Below are 24808 nucleotides of genomic sequence, written 5' to 3'. Positions count from 1 at the left end.
ATGACGCAAGATGCAATCATTCAAATTCGCGATCTGGTTAACTGCTTTGGCGTACAGTGCGTGCATCAAGGGTTGAATCTTGATGTTAAGCGCGGCGAAGTTCTTGGCGTGGTTGGTGGCTCGGGTACCGGTAAATCTGTTCTGTTACGCAGTATTGTTGGGTTACGTCGTCCGACTGACGGGAAAATTCATGTTTTTGGCAAGGATTTAATGGCACTGTCAGGTCAATCCCGCGCCATGGTCGAGCGCCGATTCGGCGTATTATTTCAACGAGGCGCACTGTTCAGTTCTCTAACCGTGACCGAGAACGTGGCATTACCATTAATAGAAAACGCCGGATTACCCCGGTCTGAGGCTGAGCGATTGGCTCAGGTTAAACTGGCACTGGCTGGGCTACCGCCGGGCACTGGCAGTAAGTATCCAGCATCTCTGTCGGGTGGTATGGTCAAGCGTGTTGCGCTAGCCCGTGCCTTAGCACTGGACCCGGATATTCTGTTTCTTGATGAACCGACTGCGGGTCTTGATCCCATTGGTGCGGCGGCGTTTGACAGTTTGATCCGCACCCTGCGGGATGCCCTCAATCTAACGGTATTCTTGGTGACCCACGATCTGGATACGCTGTATACACTGTGTGATCGTGTGGCGGTGCTTTCGCAGAAAAAAGTGCTGGTGGTTGATACTCTGGATAAAGTTGCAGCGACTGATGATGGCTGGATTCAGGCGTATTTTCATGGCCCACGTGGCCGGGCTGCTTATCAGGCAGCGGCAATTAACAGTGGAGAGAGGTTGTAATATGGAAACCCGTGCTCATCATGTCGTTATTGGTTTGTTCACTCTTATTGTGGTGAGTGCCGCGCTGCTGTTTTGCCTATGGCTGACAAATTCCGGTTCTGATCGCCAGTTCAGATTGTACGATATCGTTTTCAATGAGCCTGTGAGTGGCCTGTCACAGGGTAGCACCGTTCAGTACAGCGGGATTCGAGTCGGTGAGGTGACGCAATTACGCCTGGACCGAGACAATCCGAATAAGGTTTGGGCACGTATTCGCGTTTCTGCATCTACTCCGATACGCGAAGATACCCAAGCTCGTCTCACCGTCGCGGGTATTACCGGCACCTCAAATATTCAATTCAGCAGTGGCAGCCAGACCAGCCCGTTGCTGGAGGGCAAAGATGACGAGGTTCCTATCATTATTGCTACCCCTTCGCCGATGAGCCAGTTACTGGCTAACGGTGAGAATTTCATGACCAATGCGAATGAAGTGTTGGTGCGTTTGAACCAGTTGCTGGCACCGGATAACCAGCAGCGCCTAGTAACGACACTGGATAATCTCGCGCTGGTCACCCAAACTGTGGCTGATCAACGTGGTGATCTCCGTACCCTGTTGCAGCAGTTGGCGCAGGCCAGTAAACAGGCTAATGAGACACTGACTCAAACCAATCGCCTGCTGCGTAATGCTAACGGCTTAATGGATGGGCAGGGGAAACAACTGGTCAGTGATGCCGCCAAAACCATGGCATCGTTGCAAAATACCAGTACCATCCTCAATAAATTGGTGAGTGAAAATAAAACCTCACTCAATAACGGGATGCAAGGGATGAATGAGCTGGGGCCGGCAGTAGATGAGCTGCGCAGAACATTAGCGACATTACGTGCCGCCGTTTCTCGTTTGGAAGAAAACCCAGCGGCCTTGTTGCGCGGCCGTGAAAGAACACAGGAGTTTACGCCTTAATGCTCTCTTTTAATGTGATGCGCTATGCAGGCCGCCGCGTGTGGCTATTGATGATATCCGGGGGGGCGATACTGCTCTCTGCCTGCACCATTTTACCTTCGGCCCCTGTATCACAAGTTTATCTTCTGCCGGTGCCACCTGCAGTCAGTGTGCCACACGCGCAGACAGTAAACTGGTCATTACGGGTTTCACAACCGGCGACGAACCAGTTTCTTAATAGCTCACGCATAGCGGTGCAGCCTCAGGGCCAGGAGATTGCGGTTTATAAAAACTCCCGTTGGAGTGATTCGGCGCCGATTTTGGTGCGCAATCGTCTTATTCAGGCGTTCCGTAGCGATGGGCGAATCCGTGCAGTCAGTAGCGACGATGATAGCTTGCAGGCTGATGTGGAGTTGAGTGGTGATCTGTCCGCGTTCCAAGGGGTATACCATGTTGGTAGCAGCGAAGTGCTGATCCGTTTTGATGCTCGGCTGGTAAGAATTTCAGATCGTAGGATTATTGCGACTCGCCAGTTTGACATTCGCCAACCGATAAAAGGTAACGAGATGAACGAGGTGGTTCAGGCCTTTGGCCTGGCCAGTGACCAGTTAGCCACTCAAGTGCTCAACTGGACGATGCAGCAATCCCCTGCGCAGGGTTGATATCTAAACCAGCACCGGTTGGTTTTATCTGAGGCGAGTTGGCAGTAGCTAACTCGCCTTTTTTATCGTCTAGTTTAATGATTCAAGGCGAATAATTGCGTCTAAGGGGAAAATATTCTCTTTATTGTTTTGTGATTAGTATCTCATTGAGTAAGGGATTAATGGTGTTTGAGTTATCTATTTCATTGTTTTTAATATGTTTTTATTTAAATTGTTCTGTGGTTATCTTTTTTGTTAAAGAGAACAATATTCTCCAAGCATTAAAAACAACAAGAAAATAGGAAAAGTATTTCTCCCCGTAAAACCCTAAGATAAAAATAATCCAAATCACTGATTAATTACTTCAAATGCAAAAAATAACACATCAACAATTACTCGATTGGTTGAAAAAGGAAGTGAAACTTTCATTAGGTTGTACTGAGCCTATTGCTATTGCGTATGCTGCCGCAGTGGCTGCTAAATATCTCAACGCACCGATATTAAAAATAACGGGGAATATATCGGAGAATCTGTATAAAAATGCGATGGGAGTCACTATTCCGGGAACAAGCTATTGCGGAGTCACTCTTGCGGCGGCAATAGGGGCTATTGGTGGTAACGCGGATGCCGATTTAGAAGTATTAAAAGATATTACTGCGACACAAATTACCGAAGCCTATATATTTAATGAATCAGGTAACGTGTGTCTAAACGCAGTAGATGCTACGGATTTTATTTTTATCGATATTAGGTAATGACTCCAACTTACTGATAGTGTTTTATGTTCAGATAATGCCCGATGACCTTGTCATGCAGCTCCACCGATTTTGAGAACGACAGTGACTTCCGTCCCAGCCTTGCCAGATGTTGTCTCAGATTCAGGTTATGTCGCTCAATGCGCTGAGTGTAACGCTTGCTGATTACGTGCAGCTTTCCCTTCAGGCGGGATTCATACAGCGGCCAGCCATCCGTCATCCATACCACGACCTCAAAGGCCGACAGCAGGCTCAGAAGACGCTCCAGTGTGGCCAGAGTGCGTTCACCGAAGACGTGCGCCACAACCGTCCTCCGTATCCTGTCATACGCGTAAAACAGCCAGCGCTGACGTGATTTAGCACCGACGTAGCCCCACTGTTCGTCCATTTCCGCGCAGACGATGACGTCACTGCCCGGCTGTATGCGCGAGGTTACCGACTGCGGCCTGAGTTTTTTAAGTGACGTAAAATCGTGTTGAGGCCAACGCCCATAATGCGGGCGGTTGCCCGGCATCCAACGCCATTCATGGCCATATCAATGATTTTCTGGTGCGTACCGGGTTGAGAAGCGGTGTAAGTGAACTGCAGTTGCCATGTTTTACGGCAGTGAGAGCAGAGATAGCGCTGATGTCCGGCAGTGCTTTTGCCGTTACGCACCACCCCGTCAGTAGCTGAACAGGAGGGACAGCTGATAGAAACAGAAGCCACTGGAGCACCTCAAAAACACCATCATACACTAAATCAGTAAGTTGGCAGCATCACCCGATATTACGCTATATAGTCTTAGTGATCAGTGCCGGGTAGTGATTCAAGGTAGCCATACTAATGTCACTGAAGTTTATATTAATAATATAAAGCAAATATTAGTCCGAGACCTAATTGCCGCCAATGATAGTGGGGTACTACCCGAATTTTCCCTTAACGACGCATTTAAATTTGTAACCGATGTCGCCGCTAAAGACATCATGTTTATGCTGAAAAGTGCTGAGATTAATACCGCGCTTTCTGACGAGGGGCAAAGGAAGAACTATGGTTTGAACGTGAGTGGCGCGTTGTCGCAAGCCAGAAAAAATGGCTTTATCAGCACTGACTTACTGAGTCAAATGTTGATCAACACCACTGCGGCATCAGATGCCCGTATGGGCGGCGCACCCTTACCCGCGATGTCAAATTATGGCTCTGGTAATCAGGGGATTACCGTGACAATGCCGGTAGTGACACTTGCCCGACATCTTAATACAGATGATGAAACACTGGCCCGGGCATTAGCGTTGGCCCATCTAGCCGCAATCTCAATTCATATGCGTTATACCCGATTGTCTGCATTGTGTGCGGCGTCAACGGCAGCAATGGGGGCGGCGGCAGGTATGAGTTGGTTATTGACCCAAGATTTTCAAACTATCTCCTACGCGGTCAGTAATATGATCAGTGATATTAGTGGCATTATTTGCGATGGTGCATCAAATAGTTGTGCCATGAAAGTGTCTACCGCTACCGCCTGTGCATTTAAGTCGGTGTTGATGGCGCAACAAAATAGTGTTGCAGGGGAGCGTGATGGCATTGTTTCCTGCGATGTTGAAGGTTCTATCAATAATTTATGTAAATTAGTGTTATCGCCAATGAGGCAAACAGATAAAGAAATTATCAGTATAATGACACGTAAATAAATATTACGGTTTAACCGCGTGGCCTAACGTCATTATTAATAATGATCGGCGGGCTATCGTTAAAATTTAAAGGGACAAATAATGAGCAAATCAAAATCGATCGCGACTCTGGTTATCCATGCCGGAGATCAAGTTGACCGGGGCAATAATGCTATTTTTCCACCGATTACTACCGCCAGTTCCTTCATTCAGCCAAATTTAGGCGAAGAAGGGGAGTTTTGTTATTCCCGTTGCAGTAACCCGACAAGATATGCATATGAAACCGCCTTGGCTGAGTTGGAAGGAGGTATCTAGGCACTGTTGCAAAGTTAGCGATGAGGCAGCCTTTTGTCTTATTCAAAGGCCTTACATTTCAAAAACTCTGCTTACCAGGCGCATTTCGCCCAGGGGATCACCATAATAAAATGCTGAGGCCTGGCCTTTGCGTAGTGCACGCATCACCTCAATACCTTTGATGGTGGCGTAAGCCGTCTTCATGGATTTAAATCCCAGCGTGGCGCCGATTATCCGTTTCAGTTTGCCATGATCGCATTCAATCACGTTGTTCCGGTACTTAATCTGTCGGTGTTCAACGTCAGACGGGCACCGGCCTTCGCGTTTGAGCAGAGCAAGCGCGCGACCATAGGCGGGCGCTTTATCCGTGTTGATGAATCGCGGGATCTGCCACTTCTTCACGTTGTTGAGGATTTTACCCAGAAACCGGTATGCAGCTTTGCTGTTACGACGGGAGGAGAGATAAAAATCGACAGTGCGGCCCCGGCTGTCGACGGCCCGGTACAGATACGCCCAGCGGCCATTGACCTTCACGTAGGTTTCATCCATGTGCCACGGGCAAAGATCGGAAGGGTTACGCCAGTACCAGCGCAGCCGTTTTTCCATTTCAGGCGCATAACGCTGAACCCAGCGGTAAATCGTGGAGTGATCGACATTCACTCCGCGTTCAGCCAGCATCTCCTGCAGCTCACGGTAACTGATGCCGTATTTGCAGTACCAGCGTACGGCCCACAGAATGATGTCACGCTGAAAATGCCGGCCTTTGAATGGGTTCATGTGCAGCTCCATCAGCAAAAGGGGATGATAAGTTTATCACCACCGACTATTTGCAACAGTGCCAGAAACGTTCCCAGAAAGCGCGCCGTAGTCAGCTGAAGTGCAATCCCCAGCCGGTTATGTTTTCCCCGTCGCTGATTAATAAAAGCAAGGTCACGCTCATCCAGATGAAAATACCGAGCCAGCTGAACCTCATTTGGGTCTGCCACATAGCGACCGTAGTTTTCTGTCTGTTCGCTGGTAAGAAAGTCATCACTCATTGCGCATCCTTTCGTAAACGGGAGTTCTGTCCTTTTTTTAACCGTCTCAAATATTATAAATTGTGAGACTGCTCAAAACGGCATCATACATTAGTATCAAAAATCGCGATTTATACCTTATGATACTACGCAGTATCAATATCGATTTATGAGACCAAAATGGCATTATTAGGATATGCAAGAGTATCAACCAGCCATCAGAAACTGACGAGCCAGATTACTGAACTCAAAACAGCGGGAGTGAGGGATGATCGTGTATTTACTGACATGATGTCAGGAGCAACTGATGAGCGTGCAGGGCTACAGAGACTCCTTGCCAGAGCGGAGAAAGATGACATCATCCTCTGTACTAAAATGGATCGTCTAGGACGTAATACCGCTGATATGATTCGTATTGTGGATACTTGCTATAAAAAAGGCATCGCTATCCGATTTCTAGAGAATGGTCTTAGTACTGAAGGCACAATGGGAAAAATGGTTATCCAGATACTAGCAGCTGTTGCCGAGGCGGAACGAGAAAGGATCTTGGAGCGAACTAACGATGGGCGGAAGACCGCTATGATTAAGGGGGTCAAATTCGGAAGAAAGCCTCACAAGAAGGCTGAATTAGCTAATGAATTGATTAATAAGGACGTACAAGTTAAGGAAGTAATGGAAAAAACGGGTATATCAAGGGCGACCTATTTTAGGCTGAAAAGAAAAACAGCTATTAACTCTAACGAAGGATGAATTCAAAGTGAGTCAATACTTAAAGCTTGGAGATGACCAGTCTCCGGTTCAGTTGGATCCACACAGCGAAGTTGGTGCATTTAAAGTTGTTGGACACTGCTCATGGGCAAAACCAGGAGATAAAATCACTCCTGATTTTTTGCGTTTAAGAATAGAACCTTGGTTAACTGCTCTTTTTCAGTCTGAACACCTAAATATACTTATTGGCGCGGGACTTAGTTCAGCAATCCAAGAGTCAGCGACAGGCACGAAACCTCAAGGCATGGGATGGATTAATGATCTCAAAGTTTGCAAGGCTGAAATAGATAGTTATGTAGCTAAAACAGCTGAAGCCTCAGGAAGAGGAAGAGGTAATATTGAAGACCAAATCCGTTCAATTAATGAGTTAATTAAAGGATTAGAGATTTTAACTGCGCAAAATCTCCCACTTCCAGAACCGCCTCCTGGTGCTCTCCCATATCGAAATTTAAAAAGTGAGTTAGTTGAGTTAAATAATGAGCTAACAAGATGTTTGAAATTATTCTCAGATTCAGTTAGTAATGGGGAAAAGTTAATTCGCGATGCAAAAAACGATTTAAAAACACAAACGTTTAATTATTTAGTAAGTTTTTTGATGAGTTTTTCAAGTCGAACAGCGACAAGGGATCGATTACATATTTTCACGACGAATTACGACAGGATAATTGAAGCAGGAGCTGAAATAGCAGGTATTCGACTAATTGACAGATTTGTTGGTACTATAGCGCCTATTTTCAGATCTTCGCGACTAGAAGTCGACTATCATTATAATCCACCGGGTATTCGTGGTGAACCAAGATATTTGGAAGGTGTGGCGCGCTTTACTAAATTACATGGCTCATTGGACTGGTATACTACCGAAGGAGCCATAAGGCGATTTGGATTACCTTTTGGTGCGAGTTCGGTGGAACCCTTTTTACAAGTGGAGGCTGCTGGAGCAGCGAACTATCATCAATTAATGATTTATCCAAACTCGGTTAAAGACCGAGAAACATCAGAATACCCTTATGTTGAACTATTCAGAGACTTAGCATCTGCAACATGTCGTCCTAATAGTACTTTGGTAACATATGGTTATAGTTTTGGAGATGAACATATAAACCGTGTTATTATTGACATGCTGACAATACCCTCAACGCATATAGTAATAATTGCCTACGGCGATCCACTCGGTAGAATTATGCGCTTTGTAAACGAAAGTGGAAGAAAAGCTCAAATATCTTTATTACTTGGTGACCACTTTGGAGATATCAAGAATTTAGTGGATTTTTATCTTCCTAAAGCAGCGATAGACAGATCATCAATTCGTATGGCAGAACTATTGAAATCAAGGGGTTTATATCGTACAACAATTTCAAATAATAGCGAGGATGCTGAATGAACTCATTTCCGATTGAACAAGGTGAGCAACTCAGGGTCGGCACTGTAGATTTTGTTTCACCTAATGAAATTAGAGCAATATTAGAGATTGACTCACCTGATACTGTTGCTTTGAATGCAGGAACGCCTAGAAACTTTCCAAGAGTAAACAGTTATGTATTAATATCATGTGATAATGGTTACTTAGTTGGGCAAATAGAGTGGCTTGCTGTAGAACATTCGCCTTATCCAAAACAAAGAGATGTTCAAGAATTTGGTTTAGTAAATCTACCATTCCCCCGAAAAAAAATAAGTTTGAATCCGGTGGGAATGCTTAAACGTTTGTCCAAAGATGGTACTGATTATTTCAGATTTCAACGAGGTTCTGAATCGTTTCCTTCTATTGGGGCTGCTATTTTACTACCGACAGATTTACAACTTAGATCAATAGTCGAATCTGGAAATAATAGGCGAGTGATCATTGGACAAAGTCCACTTGCGAACAATGCAAATGTAGCTGTAGATCCTGATAGATTATTTGGTCGTCATATAGCAGTGCTCGGAAAGGCACTGTTGCAAAGTTAGCGATGAGGCAGCCTTTTGTCTTATTCAAAGGCCTTACATTTCAAAAACTCTGCTTACCAGGCGCATTTCGCCCAGGGGATCACCATAATAAAATGCTGAGGCCTGGCCTTTGCGTAGTGCACGCATCACCTCAATACCTTTGATGGTGGCGTAAGCCGTCTTCATGGATTTAAATCCCAGCGTGGCGCCGATTATCCGTTTCAGTTTGCCATGATCGCATTCAATCACGTTGTTCCGGTACTTAATCTGTCGGTGTTCAACGTCAGACGGGCACCGGCCTTCGCGTTTGAGCAGAGCAAGCGCGCGACCATAGGCGGGCGCTTTATCCGTGTTGATGAATCGCGGGATCTGCCACTTCTTCACGTTGTTGAGGATTTTACCCAGAAACCGGTATGCAGCTTTGCTGTTACGACGGGAGGAGAGATAAAAATCGACAGTGCGGCCCCGGCTGTCGACGGCCCGGTACAGATACGCCCAGCGGCCATTGACCTTCACGTAGGTTTCATCCATGTGCCACGGGCAAAGATCGGAAGGGTTACGCCAGTACCAGCGCAGCCGTTTTTCCATTTCAGGCGCATAACGCTGAACCCAGCGGTAAATCGTGGAGTGATCGACATTCACTCCGCGTTCAGCCAGCATCTCCTGCAGCTCACGGTAACTGATGCCGTATTTGCAGTACCAGCGTACGGCCCACAGAATGATGTCACGCTGAAAATGCCGGCCTTTGAATGGGTTCATGTGCAGCTCCATCAGCAAAAGGGGATGATAAGTTTATCACCACCGACTATTTGCAACAGTGCCGCGGGGGATAGGTAACGACCGCAGGCCTCCGCGACCGGTATCAATGATGATGATGCCCTGCCAGGTAAAGAGTAGTGACGACGAAAGTGAAGGTGAAGAAAACCCGGGCCGAACGTAAGCAGCATAGCCGGGACATGCAGGCCAAACATGAAGCGGAAAAAAAGGCCGCTAACCTGCGTAATATTCTAAAGAGAGACATTCTGGCCACGCTGGGTATCCCTAAAAATCACGGTGGGCGGGCAGCTCTTTCTACATTCATCACCGAGCACTTACTGAAGGGTGAGAGTCAGGTTCAGATTGTTGCCATGCTAACCGGCAGCGAATTGATGAAGCGGGCACAGCTTGCCGAAATCGAGCGCCTGAAGAAGATCACGGAACTGGCCAATCAAACCCGCAGAAACGAGATCACCAACCGGGCGTTTGAGCGCCTGGGTATCACAACCCGGCATCCAATGGGCGATTTAGTGCTGAGCATGGTGCGCGAACTGGCAAACCAGAATTTAAATACCGGTGAGATAGTAGAACGCCTGAATGATAACGAAACCGTACTGGAATCGCGCCGCCTGCACAAAGAGAAGCGAGCGGATCTTGAACGTCAGATTGATGAAGGTATTGCCGAGCGCAAAAAGACCCGTGTTGATATGCGGGAAGTGCTCGCCTACATGGCCCAGAAGAACGGTACAACGTATACGCCTCCCGCAGACACCTGGCGATCTCCTGAACATCCGAATGGCGATTCACCGACCCGGCATAATGGAAAAATCAGAGAGAGCCGTCTGACCGGCGCTGAAAGCACCCAGAAAGAAAACCCACGTCAGTACGGTTTGCCCAACCTGAAAACCAGTAGCGCTTCCATCAACAAGGCCGGAATGAGTGAGGCCATTAAGCTGGTGGGCGGACGTGTGACGGAATTTCGCACCTATCTTTATGAGCATCGCGATACGGGACTACGCGCTGATGTGCTGGCTCGCCGGTTTATGGCTGAGTCAATGCAAGGCAAAAAGATGGTTGACCCTGTGCCGGTCAATGAACCAGATAATCTCCCGGCTCCCACACACGAACCTGCCAAACGTAAATGGACGAAGGAAGAAAAGCAGGAAGCGCGTGACCGTGCGCTGGCCGCAGCAAGCCAGGTCGGAAAGCTTAAAGAAGCGGAAACCAACGGCATTACGCACGATGTAGTGCGAGAATCGCAGCCAGCACCCCAGCCAGCCCTGATCTCCGTCGAAGTTGAACAATCCCGCGTCTCCATGCAGGAACCGTCTGTTGCGCCCCTGGCGCACCCTAAACGTGAAGGCTCTACAACCTGCGTGGTGACCAGGCCGGATCAGGCTGATTTCGCTGCTACCGTCCGTCGAAACTGTAACGACCGCTGCGTGATTACAGGAGCAAGCTTACGCCGCAGGACAGAGGCCGCACACCTGGTAGAGCATAGTGCTGGTGGTCTGGATCACTGGAGTAATGGCTTGCTGCTTCGTATCGATCTGCACCGGCTGTTTGACGACAACGTCCTTGCCATTTGCCCGGAGACGTTGACCGTCCACGTTGACCCTGTCGCGCAGGCCGAAGATCCCGATTTGCAGCAATACGATGGCCATGTGATTACCGGGCTTTGCCGTCCGATAGACCCGGCGAATCTCGTCATGCGCTGGGAGCGTTATCAGCGCCGGTTAGAACTGACCAAGTAAAACCGGTAATCCATCAGGTGCGAATCGTGGGAATGCGCCAGCTCGGTAACCCCACGTCACCGGATTGAACCATCACAAAAAAGGAGCCCACCGGGCTCCCCAAAAACGAATTGTTTTATTGTTCCTGCTTAGTTCTACGTAGGTACTCTTCAGCCTTTATCTTTATTTGCACGAGTTCAGCGTAAAACTCACGTTCCATTTGGTATGTTGGCATCTGAGTATAATACTCTTCCACCTGTGGCCAAATTCGCTGAAGTTCTGCATATAAATCATGGAGAGCTCTATCTGCCCAAGATGACGATTGGTAGGATTCAAGCTTTCTGATAGTGGCGCTAAGATGTACTAAACGCGCCACTAATACTTTAGTGTTTACGTATTGTGTTGATCTTGACCCGCCATCTCCGGACAGCTTTTGTATCTTAAGTTAACGATGTCCGCTGCCGCCGATATTCCCTCGGGGAGTGATATCCCAGCGCGCTGTGCGGGTGGTTTTCATTGTAATGTGTGAACGCTGCTGCAAGGTTTCGCAGGGCTGTTCTCACATCTGGTTTTGCCATGAACGCGATATAGTCTTCCTTCATCGTCTTCACGAACCGTTCGGCCATGCCATTGCTCTGCGGGCTGCTCACCGCTGTTGTACACGGCTCCAGATTCAGCTCTCTGGCGAACCTCCGCGTTTCATGCGCGGTATATGCTGAACCGTTATCCGTCAGCCATTGAACCGGTGTGGTCGGCAGCCCGTCGCCGAAGCGCTTTTCCACCGACCTCAGCATCACATCCTGCACCGTCGAACTGTCGTAGCCTCCTGTGCTCGCTGCCCAGTCTATGGCTTCTCTGTCGCAGCAGTCCAGCGCGAACGTGACCCGCAGCTTCTCACCGTTGTCGCAGCCGAACTCGAAGCCATCTGAACACCAGCGCATATCGCTTTCTGCCACCGCGATTTTGCCCTTATGTTCACGCTTCGACCGCTCTGGTTTGTCATGCAGTAACAGCAGATTATGCTCGCTCATAAGCCGGTAAAGCCGTTTGGCGTTCACGGGGGGCAGTCCCTCTGTACGGCGTTGCGTACGCAGGATGCCCCACACACGGCGATAGCCGTAACTGGGCATATCGCTGATGATATCGAGGATCTCTGACAGTATTTCAGCGTCTGCTTCGTCATCACGCCGGTTACAGCGCCTGTCCTGCCAGTCGGCAGAACGGTTAATTCGCAGTGACAGCTGCGCACGCGACACGCCCATGGTGCGGCTGACCAGGGCTATTCCCCGTCCTTTGGCAACAAGGGCGCGTGCGCTATCCATTTTCGCGACTGAGCGTACTCCACGGCTTCTTTCAGGATCTCAACTTCCATCGTCTTCTTGCCCAGCAGGCGCTGAAGCTCCCGGACCTGCTTCAGAGCAGCAGTAAGCTCAGAAGCTGGAACAACTTCTTCTCCGGCCGCAACGGCGGTGAGGCTGCCTTCCTGATATTGCTTCTTCCACTTAAACAGCAGGCTGGGCTGGATGCCATGCAGGCGGGCGACATGGGAGACATTCATGCCCGGCTCCATCGTCTGCTGGATAATGGCGATCTTCTCCTGAGGAGTTTTACGTTTACGGACTTCTTGCCCTAACAGGATCCCGGTCATCTCAAAATTGGCGTTAGTGTTAGACATATATTCAAGCCTATCTCTTATCTGGAGATACAGCTACTGTCTGGAGTTTCAGGGGGCTACATCATGTTTACGTATTGTGTTACGGTTCTATCCATGTGGTTTAAGTTACTCATATTATTCCCTAATGAGGTGCTCGCAGAATTACGAGGCAGAGATAACATAACCTTAAAACCTACATACGTGTAGCCCAATCATTACTTTATAGCTAAAAATGCCAGATTTACTCTATGGCCCCCAATCCCTACAGACCTACAGCAGATCTCGTCCACATAGGTCAGTTCCAGCGCAAACTATGGGATCTGAATGTTTGTCGAACGAAAACTTACGGTAGTGAAGTAATTGCCTGAAACATTGTAAATAACTTGCATAGAAAACGCCCTCAAAACAGCGTCCTTTTTTTATCGAAGTTTCAACGGTTCTGGTAGAGTTGTTTTCTGACAGATTTTATTATTAACGTGAGTGGACGCGTCTGGCGAATAAGCTGGTGCAACTTCCCGAAGCCCTCCAAACACCAGGAGACTTAATTTATGGAACTATCAACAATTTCTGAAGCGTTGATTGGTGGTTTAGTTGGTGGCACTATCGCAGCAGGTTCCATCCGGGTATTATTCATTCCAGAAAAGTTTGAGTGGATATTGTTAGCCTGTGTTGTCCTTGCCACTGTTGTTACCTTTTTCTTTGGCCACTCTATACCAAATCCATTTATGATGATAAGCAACATGTATAGTTATTGAATATATAAGACCGTGCTCGTTAGACGTGCTCTGATTGATTTCCATATATGTTTCAAAAGCTTCGGGCCAGTTTTTTCTGTGTTAGATAGGATAACAGAATATGATGACACTTCTTTTTTCGATTTACTGTTCCCTGGTCATTATCGCGGGCGCTTTCTTTAGCTGGTTTCAACGTGAAACTATCGCTACCCGCTGCATTCTTTTTGGCGGACTGGTGATAGTAGCAGCGATCAAGCTAACAACGGATTTTACGACTGTCGCTGTTTCCACGGTTCTGATTGAGGGGTTTTTGCTAACGGCTTATGTTATTGCTGTCCGTTTTATTCAGTGCATTGTAAACAGGGCTGCATAAACAACCCGGACAGAATGCCCATCTATTTATATCAGGCTAATCTACGTGTGACATTTCAATCGCTGCGCGAGCTTCAATGCCCTTCGATAGCAACAAGTTTGCAATGCGCTCTGCCAGGTCTTGATTGGCGCAATGAAAGCGAATAGGCAACTTTTCATGTTTCTCACTATCGATGTAGAACATTACAGAATTGATACTGTATAGCGATGCATATGAAGGACGAGGTTCTATCATCAAATTCAATTCTGGAATAGAAGCTAAAAGTTTAGACATATAATCATCCAGCAGTTCAATACAAACTGGCCGGATAGTTAATAAAGCGGGATTTTCCTCCGAACTAGTCCATTGTCGTGCCTGTAATCTCAAAATATTGAGAAGGTGCAACGATTCATAAGGAATTGTCTTTCCCGTCCGTTCACCCAGGATAACGGATTCCAATGTGTTAATTCGGGATGATAGTCTTCTTATCTTCCGCAACTGATAGATGCTAAGTGTTAATGTTATCACAAATAAAACACCCAAAATAATTGCCATATTTATATCCCATTCGGTTTATTCGTATTATGCCGTGAATATCGATACTCCAGCTATAGGTGTTCGGGACATCCTCTACGCCGGTAGTATCTGCAAAAACTTGTTATTCCATCATATAGTGCATCTCTGAAAACACCTTTTTCGGGTGATACAGCCTTTCATTACTCGGTTCCCCTTTTATGCTGCTACCTGCCTATCAGGTGGTTAGTATGCTTACCAGCCACTTTTTACTATATTGTCCGTTTTGTTAACTGATTTGTTAATGCTTCCATTTGACAGGTCTGGAAAGATACTTTTCTGATTTTAGGGGTTTGAGGGCCAACGATGTAAAAAACCACGTTAATAGGTTAACCTATTGTTTTATTTTAATTATTAGGTGCTGCATTTACAGCTACTCCAATGATCATGGGGCTGATGGTCGATGGAACGCAATACCAAGTAGATTGATTGCATAAAGTTCCTTCAATTCCGATCTGCCCTCCCGTTTTCACATCCTACTTCAGTTCAATTTTGTTGCCATTCCTTTACAACAGCTTCCCAATTGGCCGTTCTCTCGACCAATTTCCCATCAGCATCCTTTCTTGTCCAAACATCCCAGAAATCAGGGTCATCAGAATGGGGTTGCTGCTCTTTCGTCAAATTTTTCATTTTAACTAAGACAGGAAGTTCAGATGCCCAGCCCATCAGTATTGCATGTTGAGATGGCAATGAAGGCAATTCACGGAGTAATCCTCGCAAATTGTCGGGTACCATTTTATGAACTTGCTCCTGATCTTTGTCATTGCTAATTCGATGCAGAAGAAAAGTATTACATTGAGATAAAACTGTAGGTGATAATTCTGATGGTCGTTGCGAAGAAATAACCATACCGAGACCAAATTTCCTGCCTTCTCGTGCAATTTTCTCAAATACTTGACAGCAAACAGCTGCGACATCCTGATTTTCACTGTCCTCACGATACCGTTTAATAAATGTATGTGCTTCTTCAGCAACAAGTACCGTAGGTAAAGATTTGTTATATAGTCGTCTATAACGTTGCAATGATTCAAAAATAATTCTTGAAATGACAGCTGTCACAAGATGAGTAATTTCAGTTGGTACTAAAGAAAGATCAATAATTGAAACGCAGCTATCACCATCACCATCTTTCCCAATATATGTTTCTAACCAATTAGCCAAGTCAACTCTATGCTCTGAGTCATTGGTTATGGGTTTCATTCTTGTATCCGCAAGCATTGTGCGTATTCTAGCTACTAGATATTCAACATATTGCTCGCTACCATTTTCTTGTGCTAACGCCTCTAAATAGGAGACTAAATTATTTCCGTCAAAAGGGACGGGGATATCCTCGTTTTTAGGAAGGAGTTCACACTCATCGCCTCCAAGGCTCTGAAATGAAGATAACACTCCATTTATGATGTTATCAACTGCGCTAACTTTAGCATTGTAATCTGGATATCTGCCTTCTCTTTGCCCACAAAAATCTTGAATAGAGATGATTAATTTATCTAGCTCAGGGCATGGTGTAGTTAATCTCGCTTTGTATTCTTCCAGACTCTGACGCCAAATATTAATTTTAGCCAAAAGATTTTTGGCTCCAGGGAAATCATTAAGTGCCGCTGCTCCTTTAGATTTATCCGCTTTTAAAGAAACCAAAATTGTACCTAGGTATTTTTTAACTTCTATATCTATATTCTTTTGTAAATCAAATTCTTCATTTCTCATTGCTCTCAAGGAGCGTTTTAGTAATGGAAGTTGTGCTTTAGGACTTGCTTGCGTGAATGATGCCCACTCCGAACTATTCCAAAACCATGAGGGTACTTGTAATTGGTTTTCACTGCCTTCAGCCTCAACCTTAAATACTCTACCTTTAAATTTCGTCGTTGGCCCCAAAGCACGTGCATACTCGCCGTTGGGGTCTAGGATGATAAATCTGGCATTTGGTTTTATTTGTGATTCCAATGCAGATTCGAGTGACCACTGGATTAATCCAGATACAGAGCAAGACTTACCGCTACCAGTATTTCCGAGGGCACTGTTGCAAATAGTCGGTGGTGATAAACTTATCATCCCCTTTTGCTGATGGAGCTGCACATGAACCCATTCAAAGGCCGGCATTTTCAGCGTGACATCATTCTGTGGGCCGTACGCTGGTACTGCAAATACGGCATCAGTTACCGTGAGCTGCAGGAGATGCTGGCTGAACGCGGAGTGAATGTCGATCACTCCACGATTTACCGCTGGGTTCAGCGTTATGCGCCTGAAATGGAAAAACGGCTGCGCTGGTACTGGCGTAACCCTTCCGATCTTTGCCCGTGGCACATGGATGAAACCTACGTGAAGGTCAATGGCCGCTGGGCGTATCTGTACCGGGCCGTCGACAGCCGGGGCCGCACTGTCGATTTTTATCTCTCCTCCCGTCGTAACAGCAAAGCTGCATACCGGTTTCTGGGTAAAATCCTCAACAACGTGAAGAAGTGGCAGATCCCGCGATTCATCAACACGGATAAAGCGCCCGCCTATGGTCGCGCGCTTGCTCTGCTCAAACGCGAAGGCCGGTGCCCGTCTGACGTTGAACACCGACAGATTAAGTACCGGAACAACGTGATTGAATGCGATCATGGCAAACTGAAACGGATAATCGGCGCCACGCTGGGATTTAAATCCATGAAGACGGCTTACGCCACCATCAAAGGTATTGAGGTGATGCGTGCACTACGCAAAGGCCAGGCCTCAGCATTTTATTATGGTGATCCCCTGGGCGAAATGCGCCTGGTAAGCAGAGTTTTTGAAATGTAAGGCCTTTGAATAAGACAAAAGGCTGCCTCATCGCTAACTTTGCAACAGTGCCCGAAAAGGTCCTGTCACTATCAGTGGGCCGTCATTTACAGACGCCCTGGAGCGATATACCCGACTGCGTAGCATGGAGTTTTCCCGGTTGAATTTCTCCGGTCTGCCTGCCATCCAGCTGCGGAATTTGGCCCGTTATGCCGGAATGGCTTCGGTGAAATACATTTCAAGAATGCCTGACGAACGGCGACTGGCCGTGCTTACTGCGTTTGTGAAAGCACAGGAAATTTCGGCGCTTGACGAGGCCGTGGATGTGCTGGATATGCTTATTCTGGATATCACGCGTTCTGCAAAAAATATCGGGCAGAAAAAGCGGCTCAGGACCCTGAAAGATCTTGATCGTGCCCCGCTATTACTGGCACGGGCATGCACGTTATTACTTGATGAGAACACCGATGAAGCAGCTCTGCGGCAGGCTATTTTTCGCCGCATACCAAAGGACAAACTGGCTGAATCCGTCGGCAAGGTAAATGAGCTGGCGCGCCCGCAAGATACTCAGTTTCAGGATGAAATGGTGGAACAATATGGACGGGTGAAGCGTTTCCTGTCCGCGATGTTGCGTGACTTACACTTTCAGGCCGCCCCGGCCGGGGAGCTCACGTTGTCAGCAATCCATTATCTGGCCGAACTGAGTGGCTCAAAAAAGCGAATTCTCGACGATGCACCAGAGCAAATCATTTCCGGCCCATGGAAACGTCTGGTCTACGACAGAGATGGTAGGATTCTACGAGCGGGTTACTCGCTGTGTCTTCTCGAGCGCCTTCAAGATTCTTTGCGCCGTCGTGATCTCTGGCTGGAGAACAGTGATCGGTGGGGGGACCCGCGTCAAAAATTGCTTCAGGGAGCTGAATGGCAGGCACAACGCATCCCGGTATGTCGGGCGCTGGGTCATCCATCAGACGGAACTAAAGCAGCAGAACAACTGGCTACGCGGCTTGATGACACATGGAAATCAGTGGCTTCACGTTTTGCCTGCAACGCAGCGGTCAGCATAAGCAATGAAGGTAAGCATCCCTCACTGACGATTAGCAGTCTGGATAAACTGGATGAGCCACCGGCACTGATACAATTGAATCGTCGGGTAAGAGAATTGATCCCTCCGGTTGATCTGACGGAGCTGTTGCTTGAAATAGATGCCCGAACCGGTTTTACCCGCGAATTCAGCCACGTCAGTGAATCAGGTGCTCGGGCGCAGGATCTCCAGGTCAGTCTGTGCGCAACACTGCTGGCAGAAGCCTGCAATATAGGGCATGAACCCCTGATAAAGCATAATATTCCCGCGCTTACTCGCCATCGTCTGAGCTGGGTTAAACAAAATTATCTCAGGGCAGAAACGCTGGTCACCGCTAATGCACGGCTGGTTGATTTTCAGTCCACGCTGCCGCTCGCGGGGTACTGGGGAGGTGGTGAGGTTGCCTCCGCAGATGGTATGCGTTTTGTCACACCGGTTAAAACGGTTAATTCCGGACCAAATCGTAAATACTTTGGTTCAGGACGCGGTATCACCTGGTACAACTTCGTCTCCGATCAATACTCCGGTTTCCATGGCATTGTAGTTCCCGGGACGCTTCGTGATTCCATCTTTGTACTGGAAGGGCTTCTGGAGCAGCAGACCGGGCTGAATCCGGTAGAAATTATGACGGACACGGCAGGATCCAGCGATATCATTTTTGGCCTGTTCTGGTTACTGGGCTACCAGTTTTCCCCTCGTCTGGCCGATGCAGGCGGGGCGATATTCTGGCGGGCAGATAAAACGGCACATTATGGTGCCCTGAATGAGCTGGCCCGGGGATGTGTTGAACTGTCAAAAATAGAATCCCAATGGGATGAAATGATGCGAATGGCGGGCTCACTGAAGCTTGGGACCATCCATGCATCAGAGCTTATTCGTTCACTGTTGAGAAGTAGCCGACCATCTGGTCTGGCTCAGGCGATTATGGAAGTGGGCCGGGTCAACAAGACGTTGTATCTTCTCAACTATATCGATGATGAGGATTACCGGCGTCGGATCCTCACTCAGCTCAACCGGGGAGAAGGACGCCATGCAGTGGCTCGAGCCATTTGCTACGGACAACGTGGTGAGATTAGAAAACGCTACCGTGAAGGGCAGGAAGATCAACTCGGTGCTCTGGGTCTGGTGACCAATGCGGTTGTGCTGTGGAATACACTTTACATGCAGGAGGCGTTGTCACATCTTCGCAAATCGGGGGAAACACCTGAAGAGGAGCATCTGGCAAGATTATCGCCGCTGATACATGGCCATATAAATATGCTGGGACATTATACGTTTTCGTTACCGGAAGATATTCTGAAGGGCGAGTTAAGACCATTAAATTTGAATACAAACAATGAATTAACCTCTTAGCGTGGTTTTTTACATCATTGGACCTCGAACCCCACTACCGCCTTAGCTGGCGGGGATTCTGCACGTCTGCAATAAACCTCAGTACAAAAAACAGCCTTAACGAATGGAAGGGACTTCCCCTGGATATGCGCCTGATTAACTCTTGTGCAATCATGGGGTAAACATAGCCCCGGAGGGATTCGTTATGACCATCACGACTGTCGGTATCGATCTTGCTAAAAATGTGTTCGCTGTTCACTGCGTTGACCAACACGGTAAAACTGTTCTGGTTAAACCCAAAGTATCGCGTGCTGCCCTTCCTGAGCTGATTGCCAGTTTACCTCCCTGTGTTATCGGGATGGAGGCATGCTCCGGGGCTCACTACTGGGCAAGGTTGTTTCGGCAATATGGTCATGAACCACGGCTGATGGCTGCTAAATTTGTATCTCCTTACCGCATGGCCGGTAAATCAGGCAAAAATGATGCAGCTGATGCTCAGGCTATCTGTGAAGCAGTTCGTCGCCCGCATATGCGGTTTGTACCAGTGAAGGATGAGAGCCAGCAGGCGATGCAATGCCTACACCGTATCAGACAGGGTTTTATCGAAGAGAAAACAGCAACATATAACCGATTGAGAGGTTTGATATCGGAATTCGGTGTCATCGCCCCACAAAGTACAGATGCCCTGCGTCACATGGTTTCTGAGCAGAAGAGTTCTTTGCCACTTCAGGTTCAACAATGTGTTAATGACCTGCTGGAACACATTGATCGTATTGAAGATAATATTACTGAATATGACCGGATTTTGTCCCGCATGGCAAAAACAGATCACCGCAGCCAGCGATTGATGGAACTGAAAGGGATTGGTCCCACAACGGCCTGTGCGCTGGTCGCCAGTATCGGTAATGCACACGATTTTAAAAATGGGCGACAACTGGCAGCCTGGCTGGGACTAACGCCATCGCAGTACAGCAGTGGTGGGAAATCAAAGCTTGGCAGGATAACTAAAGCTGGCGATTCGTATCTGCGAACGCTACTGGTTCAGGGGGCTCGTTCGGTTCTGATTGGTGCCGAGAAAAGGACTGATTTATTCAGTCGTTGGGTCTGTTCACTGGTCGATCGCAGAGGATACTGGCGTGCCGTTGTAGCCATCGCCGCCAAAAACGCAAGGCTGTGCTGGGCATCATTGCATTACGGTGATGATTTCAGGCTGTACTCAGCCAGCTAAAGCACGAAACAAAATAACCATCTGACCTGCAATTCGTTGATGATAAAGGGTTAGACCCCGTGAGGCCTATCTGGCTATTGTACAGGATATACGTATCCGCTTAACGAACAAGAACCTCACGCGCGTCTTTCATCAGGGTCCGAATCGATGACGATTCATCATGGCCGTTTATAGTACCGCAGTCTCTCCCCTTTATTTTTACTGAAGAGCAGACAGAAACCATAAACACCGGCGTTGACACGCCGGGGAAGCCCTTATAGTACAATAATTTTCGAAATCCAACCCATCCCGCCTACAGGAATGACGGATTTTTCGGCGGTTCCGGCGTAGACCCACCACAACTGCTGTATAGCTTGTGGGTAAGTGATAATGAAGTGCAAACGAGATGGCGCAAATACTCTTTTGGTTTATCTTTTAATTACTTACGTATTAAAAGATAAACCAAAAAATAAAAGACATTGCTGTTATCCCCTTTAAAAAGTGGATAACCGAACAGCATCGGCGCGAGCGCCTCAAAAGTAGCTCCCCACGCTAAAGCGCGGGGCATTCAGAACGGAATCCCTCGATGGCTAACAGCTCGCCTGTTAGCCATCGAGGGATTGGACAAATCCGGCCACGCCGGATACGTCAGCAAATATCGCTGAAGAATTAGATTACACGCTCGTAAGCGGCTCTTACGACCCGCTAACGCGGAGATACGCCCCAACTGCGGCTTCGGCCTTGTTGTGACCACTCCGACCGCGCACAAAAGCCTCTGAGCCGCTTTTAGCGGAATATGGCTTTGCAGGGTGAAGGGATGGATAGGCGATCCCTTTCGATCCCTCACTGGTATCGGCGGCTAACCCTCGGTGCTACCTGTCATTTCATCCTGCCGCCTTACATGCGCTAACGCGCATAAATCCCCGTTCCTCAGTGGAACGAAAACTCACGCTAACAGGGTAGTGACCGGGTAGCCACGATAACTGCCAACAAAATTAGCTTATAGGTTAATTCTACCTTGTCTGAAATTAGCCTATAGGTTAATATTAATAGAAATGGGAGGTCACATGTTTAGCGTTGTTTATCACCCGGAAGCCAGGGAAGAAGCCACAGCATTACCCGTAAAAATCAGGGTGAAGTTTGACCGTCTCATCGGCAAACTGGAGTATGACGCCCGATTACTGCGGGAGCCGGACACGAAGCCCCTGGGCGATGGACTTTTTGAGATCCGCACGATGGGGACGGACATAGCCAGGGGAATCTGGGTATACCACAAAGGCAATACCATCATCATGCTCCGTGTTTTCATCAAGAAGTCACAGAAAACGCCAGCGAAAGAAATCGATCTCGCCAAAAAGCGGTTAGCGGAGGTACTTAATGAAACTGGTAAGCCATAAAGAACTGCATAACGAGTGGATGCAGGACGATGAATATCGCGCTGCATGGCAGGAAGAAGAACGTAAGGAAAAGCTCAGGGAGCTGCTTGCTGAATGGCGCAAGCATGACAACCTGACAAAAGCGCAGGTTGCTGAACGCATGGGGGTTACACCTCCGGTTATTTCTCGCCTGGAAAACAACATCACCAAAGCCAGCATCGACACACTGACCCGCTACGCTCACGCCTGCGGCATCAAGAAACCTGTCATTGCCCTGTACTGAATAGCCAGCCCTCCGGGGCTGGCCTTTTTGTTTCGGTCAGTCCCAAAATTTTGTTAAAGCAAGTTTAAAATGTCACCTGTTTCTCCAAAGTTGAAATGTCACTTCTAAGCCAATCTATTTATACATAATCTTTACATCTTTCCCCGGTGACAAAGTGCTAATTGGTCTGTAATGTTCAATGTGTGGCAGGCAAGCCGCCGGTGACTTAGGGAAGGTGCGAACAAGTTCCTGATATGAGATCATCATATTCATCCGGAGCGCATCCCAGAGGGACATCATGAGCCATCAACTCACCTTCGCCGATAGTGAATTCAGCACTAAGCGCCGTCAGACCCGAAAAGAGATTTTCCTCTCCCGCATGGAGCAGATTCTGCCATGGCAGAATATGACCGCTGTCATCGAGCCGTTTTATCCCAAGGCGGGCAATGGCCGACGGCCCTATCCGCTGGAGACCATGCTGCGTATTCACTGCATGCAGCATTGGTACAACCTGAGCGACGGTGCCATGGAAGATGCCCTGTACGAAATCGCCTCCATGCGCCTGTTTGCCCGATTATCCCTGGATAGCGCCCTGCCGGATCGCACCACCATCATGAATTTCCGCCACCTGCTCGAGCAGCATCAACTGGCCCGTCAATTGTTCAAGACCATCAATCGCTGGCTGGCCGAAGCAGGCGTCATGATGACCCAAGGCACTTTGGTGGATGCCACCATCATTGAGGCACCCAGCTCGACCAAGAACAATGAGCAGCAACGCGATCCGGAGATGCATCAGACCAAGAAAGGCAATCAGTGGCACTTTGGCATGAAGGCCCACATTGGTGTCGATGCCAAGAGTGGCCTGACCCACAGCCTGGTCACCACCGCGGCCAACGAGCATGACCTCAATCAGCTGGGTAATCTGCTTCATGGAGAGGAGCAATTTGTCTCAGCCGATGCCGGCTACCAAGGAGCGCCACAGCGCGAGGAGCTGGCCGAGGTGGATGTGGACTGGCTGATCGCCGAGCGTCCCGGCAGGGTAAAAACCTTGAAGCAGCATCCGCGCAAGAACAAAACGGCCATCAACATCGAATACATGAAAGCCAGCATCCGTGCCAGGGTGGAGCACCCGTTTCGCATCATCAAGCGGCAGTTCGGCTTCGTGAAAGCCAGATACAAGGGGCTGCTGAAAAACGATAACCAACTGGCGATGTTATTCACCCTGGCCAACCTGTTTCGGGTGGACCAAATGATACGTCAGTGGGAGAGATCTCAGTAAAAACCGGAAATAACGCCAGAAATGGTGGAAAAAATAGCCTAAATAGGCTGATTCGAGGCACTGTTGCAAATAGTCGGTGGTGATAAACTTATCATCCCCTTTTGCTGATGGAGCTGCACATGAACCCATTCAAAGGCCGGCATTTTCAGCGTGACATCATTCTGTGGGCCGTACGCTGGTACTGCAAATACGGCATCAGTTACCGTGAGCTGCAGGAGATGCTGGCTGAACGCGGAGTGAATGTCGATCACTCCACGATTTACCGCTGGGTTCAGCGTTATGCGCCTGAAATGGAAAAACGGCTGCGCTGGTACTGGCGTAACCCTTCCGATCTTTGCCCGTGGCACATGGATGAAACCTACGTGAAGGTCAATGGCCGCTGGGCGTATCTGTACCGGGCCGTCGACAGCCGGGGCCGCACTGTCGATTTTTATCTCTCCTCCCGTCGTAACAGCAAAGCTGCATACCGGTTTCTGGGTAAAATCCTCAACAACGTGAAGAAGTGGCAGATCCCGCGATTCATCAACACGGATAAAGCGCCCGCCTATGGTCGCGCGCTTGCTCTGCTCAAACGCGAAGGCCGGTGCCTGTCTGACGTTGAACACCGACAGATTAAGTACCGGAACAACGTGATTGAATGCGATCATGGCAAACTGAAACGGATAATCGGCGCCACGCTGGGATTTAAATCCATGAAGACGGCTTACGCCACCATCAAAGGTATTGAGGTGATGCGTGCACTACGCAAAGGCCAGGCCTCAGCATTTTATTATGGTGATCCCCTGGGCGAAATGCGCCTGGTAAGCAGAGTTTTTGAAATGTAAGGCCTTTGAATAAGACAAAAGGCTGCCTCATCGCTAACTTTGCAACAGTGCCCCTAATCGTGTTCAGCAGAATAGCCGGAGGAAGTTTCCTACTGTCGATAAGAAAGGATTGGCACAGGGAGTGTGAA

General features: G+C 48.1%; 19 protein-coding genes and 7 pseudogenes. 19 read left to right on the top strand and 7 right to left on the bottom strand.

The genetic code is table 11. From position 1 onward, the window contains the following. The 4 genes and pseudogenes from HV261_RS24175 to HV261_RS24160 form a co-directional block, all read left to right on the top strand. Complete coding sequence (locus tag HV261_RS24175) at positions 1–792, top strand: ABC transporter ATP-binding protein (RefSeq protein ID WP_001325019.1); 792 nt, start codon at positions 1–3, stop codon at positions 790–792. Position 793: 1 nt separating this feature from the next. Further along, positions 794–1732 carry an MlaD family protein gene (locus HV261_RS24170; RefSeq protein ID WP_000449980.1) on the top strand — a complete coding sequence of 313 codons (939 nt, stop codon included), beginning with the start codon at positions 794–796 and terminating at the stop codon, positions 1730–1732. Continuing rightward, entirely contained in the window at positions 1732–2373 is a 642-nt protein-coding gene (locus HV261_RS24165; RefSeq protein ID WP_000948259.1) for an ABC-type transport auxiliary lipoprotein family protein, read from the top strand. The genes HV261_RS24170 and HV261_RS24165 overlap by 1 nt, the downstream gene beginning before the upstream one ends. A 347-nt stretch (positions 2374–2720) precedes the next feature. Next, positions 2721–3012 (top strand): annotated as a pseudogene (locus tag HV261_RS24160) (L-cysteine desulfidase family protein); the annotation flags it as partial. Positions 3013–3117: 105 nt separating this feature from the next. Here the strand turns inward: HV261_RS24160 and HV261_RS24155 are convergent. Beyond that, positions 3118–3815 (bottom strand): IS1 family transposase gene (locus tag HV261_RS24155; RefSeq protein ID WP_223429336.1). Its coding sequence is split into 2 segments (ribosomal slippage): positions 3118–3566 and positions 3566–3815, totalling 699 coding nucleotides; the frame shifts between segments, so codons are not numbered across the junction. A 56-nt stretch (positions 3816–3871) separates the two neighbouring features. On the opposite strand from HV261_RS24155, the pseudogene HV261_RS24150 reads away from it, so the two are divergent. Together HV261_RS24150 and HV261_RS24145 are read left to right on the top strand one after the other, a co-directional pair. Further along, positions 3872–4774 (top strand): annotated as a pseudogene (locus tag HV261_RS24150) (L-serine ammonia-lyase, iron-sulfur-dependent, subunit alpha); the annotation flags it as partial. A gap of 81 nt (positions 4775–4855) precedes the next feature. Then, positions 4856–5065: pseudogene (locus HV261_RS24145) on the top strand (PLP-dependent transferase); the annotation flags it as partial. Positions 5066–5119: 54 nt separating this feature from the next. On the opposite strand, the gene HV261_RS24140 reads toward HV261_RS24145, so the two are convergent. Continuing rightward, complete coding sequence (locus tag HV261_RS24140; protein ID WP_001067855.1) at positions 5120–5824, bottom strand: IS6-like element IS26 family transposase; 705 nt, start codon at positions 5822–5824, stop codon at positions 5120–5122. 38 nt (positions 5825–5862) lie between these two features. After that, positions 5863–6084 (bottom strand): annotated as a pseudogene (locus HV261_RS24135) (DUF4158 domain-containing protein); the annotation flags it as partial. A 159-nt stretch (positions 6085–6243) separates the two neighbouring features. On the opposite strand from HV261_RS24135, the gene HV261_RS24130 reads away from it, so the two are divergent. From HV261_RS24130 to HV261_RS24120, 3 genes and pseudogenes are all read left to right on the top strand, one after another. Beyond that, the gene (locus tag HV261_RS24130) at positions 6244–6813 is read left to right on the top strand and encodes a recombinase family protein (protein ID WP_004098989.1); all 570 of its coding nucleotides are present in this window, start codon (positions 6244–6246) and stop codon (positions 6811–6813) included. Positions 6814–6820: 7 nt separating this feature from the next. Further along, entirely contained in the window at positions 6821–8212 is a 1392-nt protein-coding gene (locus HV261_RS24125; RefSeq protein WP_004098990.1) for an SIR2 family protein, read from the top strand. After that, a pseudogene (locus HV261_RS24120) lies at positions 8209–8754 on the top strand (ATP-binding protein); the annotation flags it as partial. The gene HV261_RS24125 and the pseudogene HV261_RS24120, both read left to right, overlap by 4 nt. Before the next feature lie 54 nt (positions 8755–8808). Here HV261_RS24120 and HV261_RS24115 read toward each other — a convergent pair. Further along, a complete protein-coding gene (locus HV261_RS24115; protein WP_001067855.1) occupies positions 8809–9513 on the bottom strand; it encodes an IS6-like element IS26 family transposase in 705 nt (234 codons plus the stop codon). Between the two features lie 137 nt (positions 9514–9650). Between HV261_RS24115 and HV261_RS24110 the strand changes: the two genes are divergently transcribed. Beyond that, complete coding sequence (locus HV261_RS24110; protein ID WP_007372347.1) at positions 9651–11264, top strand: HNH endonuclease signature motif containing protein; 1614 nt, start codon at positions 9651–9653, stop codon at positions 11262–11264. 419 nt (positions 11265–11683) lie between these two features. Here the strand turns inward: HV261_RS24110 and HV261_RS24105 are convergent. Beyond that, positions 11684–12891 (bottom strand): IS3 family transposase gene (locus HV261_RS24105; protein WP_088569505.1). Its coding sequence is split into 2 segments (ribosomal slippage): positions 11684–12570 and positions 12570–12891, totalling 1209 coding nucleotides; the frame shifts between segments, so codons are not numbered across the junction. A gap of 554 nt (positions 12892–13445) precedes the next feature. Between HV261_RS24105 and HV261_RS24100 the strand changes: the two genes are divergently transcribed. Together HV261_RS24100 and HV261_RS24095 are read left to right on the top strand one after the other, a co-directional pair. Continuing rightward, positions 13446–13652, top strand: coding sequence for a hypothetical protein (locus HV261_RS24100; protein ID WP_032951190.1), 207 nt, complete (start codon positions 13446–13448; stop codon positions 13650–13652). Between the two features lie 100 nt (positions 13653–13752). After that, positions 13753–14004, top strand: coding sequence for a hypothetical protein (locus HV261_RS24095; RefSeq protein ID WP_007372348.1), 252 nt, complete (start codon positions 13753–13755; stop codon positions 14002–14004). A 36-nt stretch (positions 14005–14040) separates the two neighbouring features. On the opposite strand, the gene HV261_RS24090 is transcribed toward HV261_RS24095, so the two are convergent. Beyond that, positions 14041–14538, bottom strand: a complete 498-nt coding sequence (locus HV261_RS24090; protein WP_016241538.1) for a hypothetical protein — start codon at positions 14536–14538, stop codon at positions 14041–14043. A gap of 504 nt (positions 14539–15042) precedes the next feature. Next, a pseudogene (locus HV261_RS24085) lies at positions 15043–16575 on the bottom strand (helicase HerA domain-containing protein); the annotation flags it as partial. Positions 16576–16632: 57 nt separating this feature from the next. Between HV261_RS24085 and HV261_RS24080 the strand changes: the two are divergent. The 7 genes and pseudogenes from HV261_RS24080 to HV261_RS24050 all read left to right on the top strand — a co-directional run bounded on the left by HV261_RS24080 (position 16633) and on the right by HV261_RS24050 (position 24680). After that, positions 16633–17337, top strand: coding sequence for an IS6-like element IS26 family transposase (locus HV261_RS24080; protein ID WP_001067855.1), 705 nt, complete (start codon positions 16633–16635; stop codon positions 17335–17337). Positions 17338–17389: 52 nt separating this feature from the next. Next, a pseudogene (locus HV261_RS24075) lies at positions 17390–19753 on the top strand (Tn3 family transposase); the annotation flags it as partial. Between the two features lie 184 nt (positions 19754–19937). Beyond that, positions 19938–20960 (top strand): IS110 family RNA-guided transposase, encoded by a 1023-nt coding sequence (locus tag HV261_RS24070; RefSeq protein ID WP_001572362.1) that lies wholly within the window; start codon positions 19938–19940, stop codon positions 20958–20960. A 1046-nt stretch (positions 20961–22006) separates the two neighbouring features. After that, positions 22007–22336 carry a type II toxin-antitoxin system RelE/ParE family toxin gene (locus tag HV261_RS24065; protein WP_000493286.1) on the top strand — a complete coding sequence of 110 codons (330 nt, stop codon included), beginning with the start codon at positions 22007–22009 and terminating at the stop codon, positions 22334–22336. Beyond that, positions 22317–22598: a type II toxin-antitoxin system RelB family anti-toxin gene (gene relB, locus HV261_RS24060; protein WP_000780222.1), complete on the top strand. Its 282-nt coding sequence runs from the start codon at positions 22317–22319 to the stop codon at positions 22596–22598. Before HV261_RS24065 ends, relB begins: the two co-directional genes overlap by 20 nt. Before the next feature lie 277 nt (positions 22599–22875). Beyond that, entirely contained in the window at positions 22876–23856 is a 981-nt protein-coding gene (locus HV261_RS24055) for an IS5-like element ISKpn26 family transposase (RefSeq protein ID WP_016947617.1), read from the top strand. A 119-nt stretch (positions 23857–23975) separates the two neighbouring features. Beyond that, positions 23976–24680 carry an IS6-like element IS26 family transposase gene (locus HV261_RS24050; RefSeq protein WP_004118358.1) on the top strand — a complete coding sequence of 235 codons (705 nt, stop codon included), beginning with the start codon at positions 23976–23978 and terminating at the stop codon, positions 24678–24680. The last annotated feature ends 128 nt before the right edge of the window (positions 24681–24808 follow it).

Source organism: Citrobacter sp. RHBSTW-00671 (assembly GCF_014103415.1).
GTDB lineage: Bacteria > Pseudomonadota > Gammaproteobacteria > Enterobacterales > Enterobacteriaceae > Citrobacter.
This window is presented reverse-complemented; position numbering and strand designations above follow the sequence as displayed.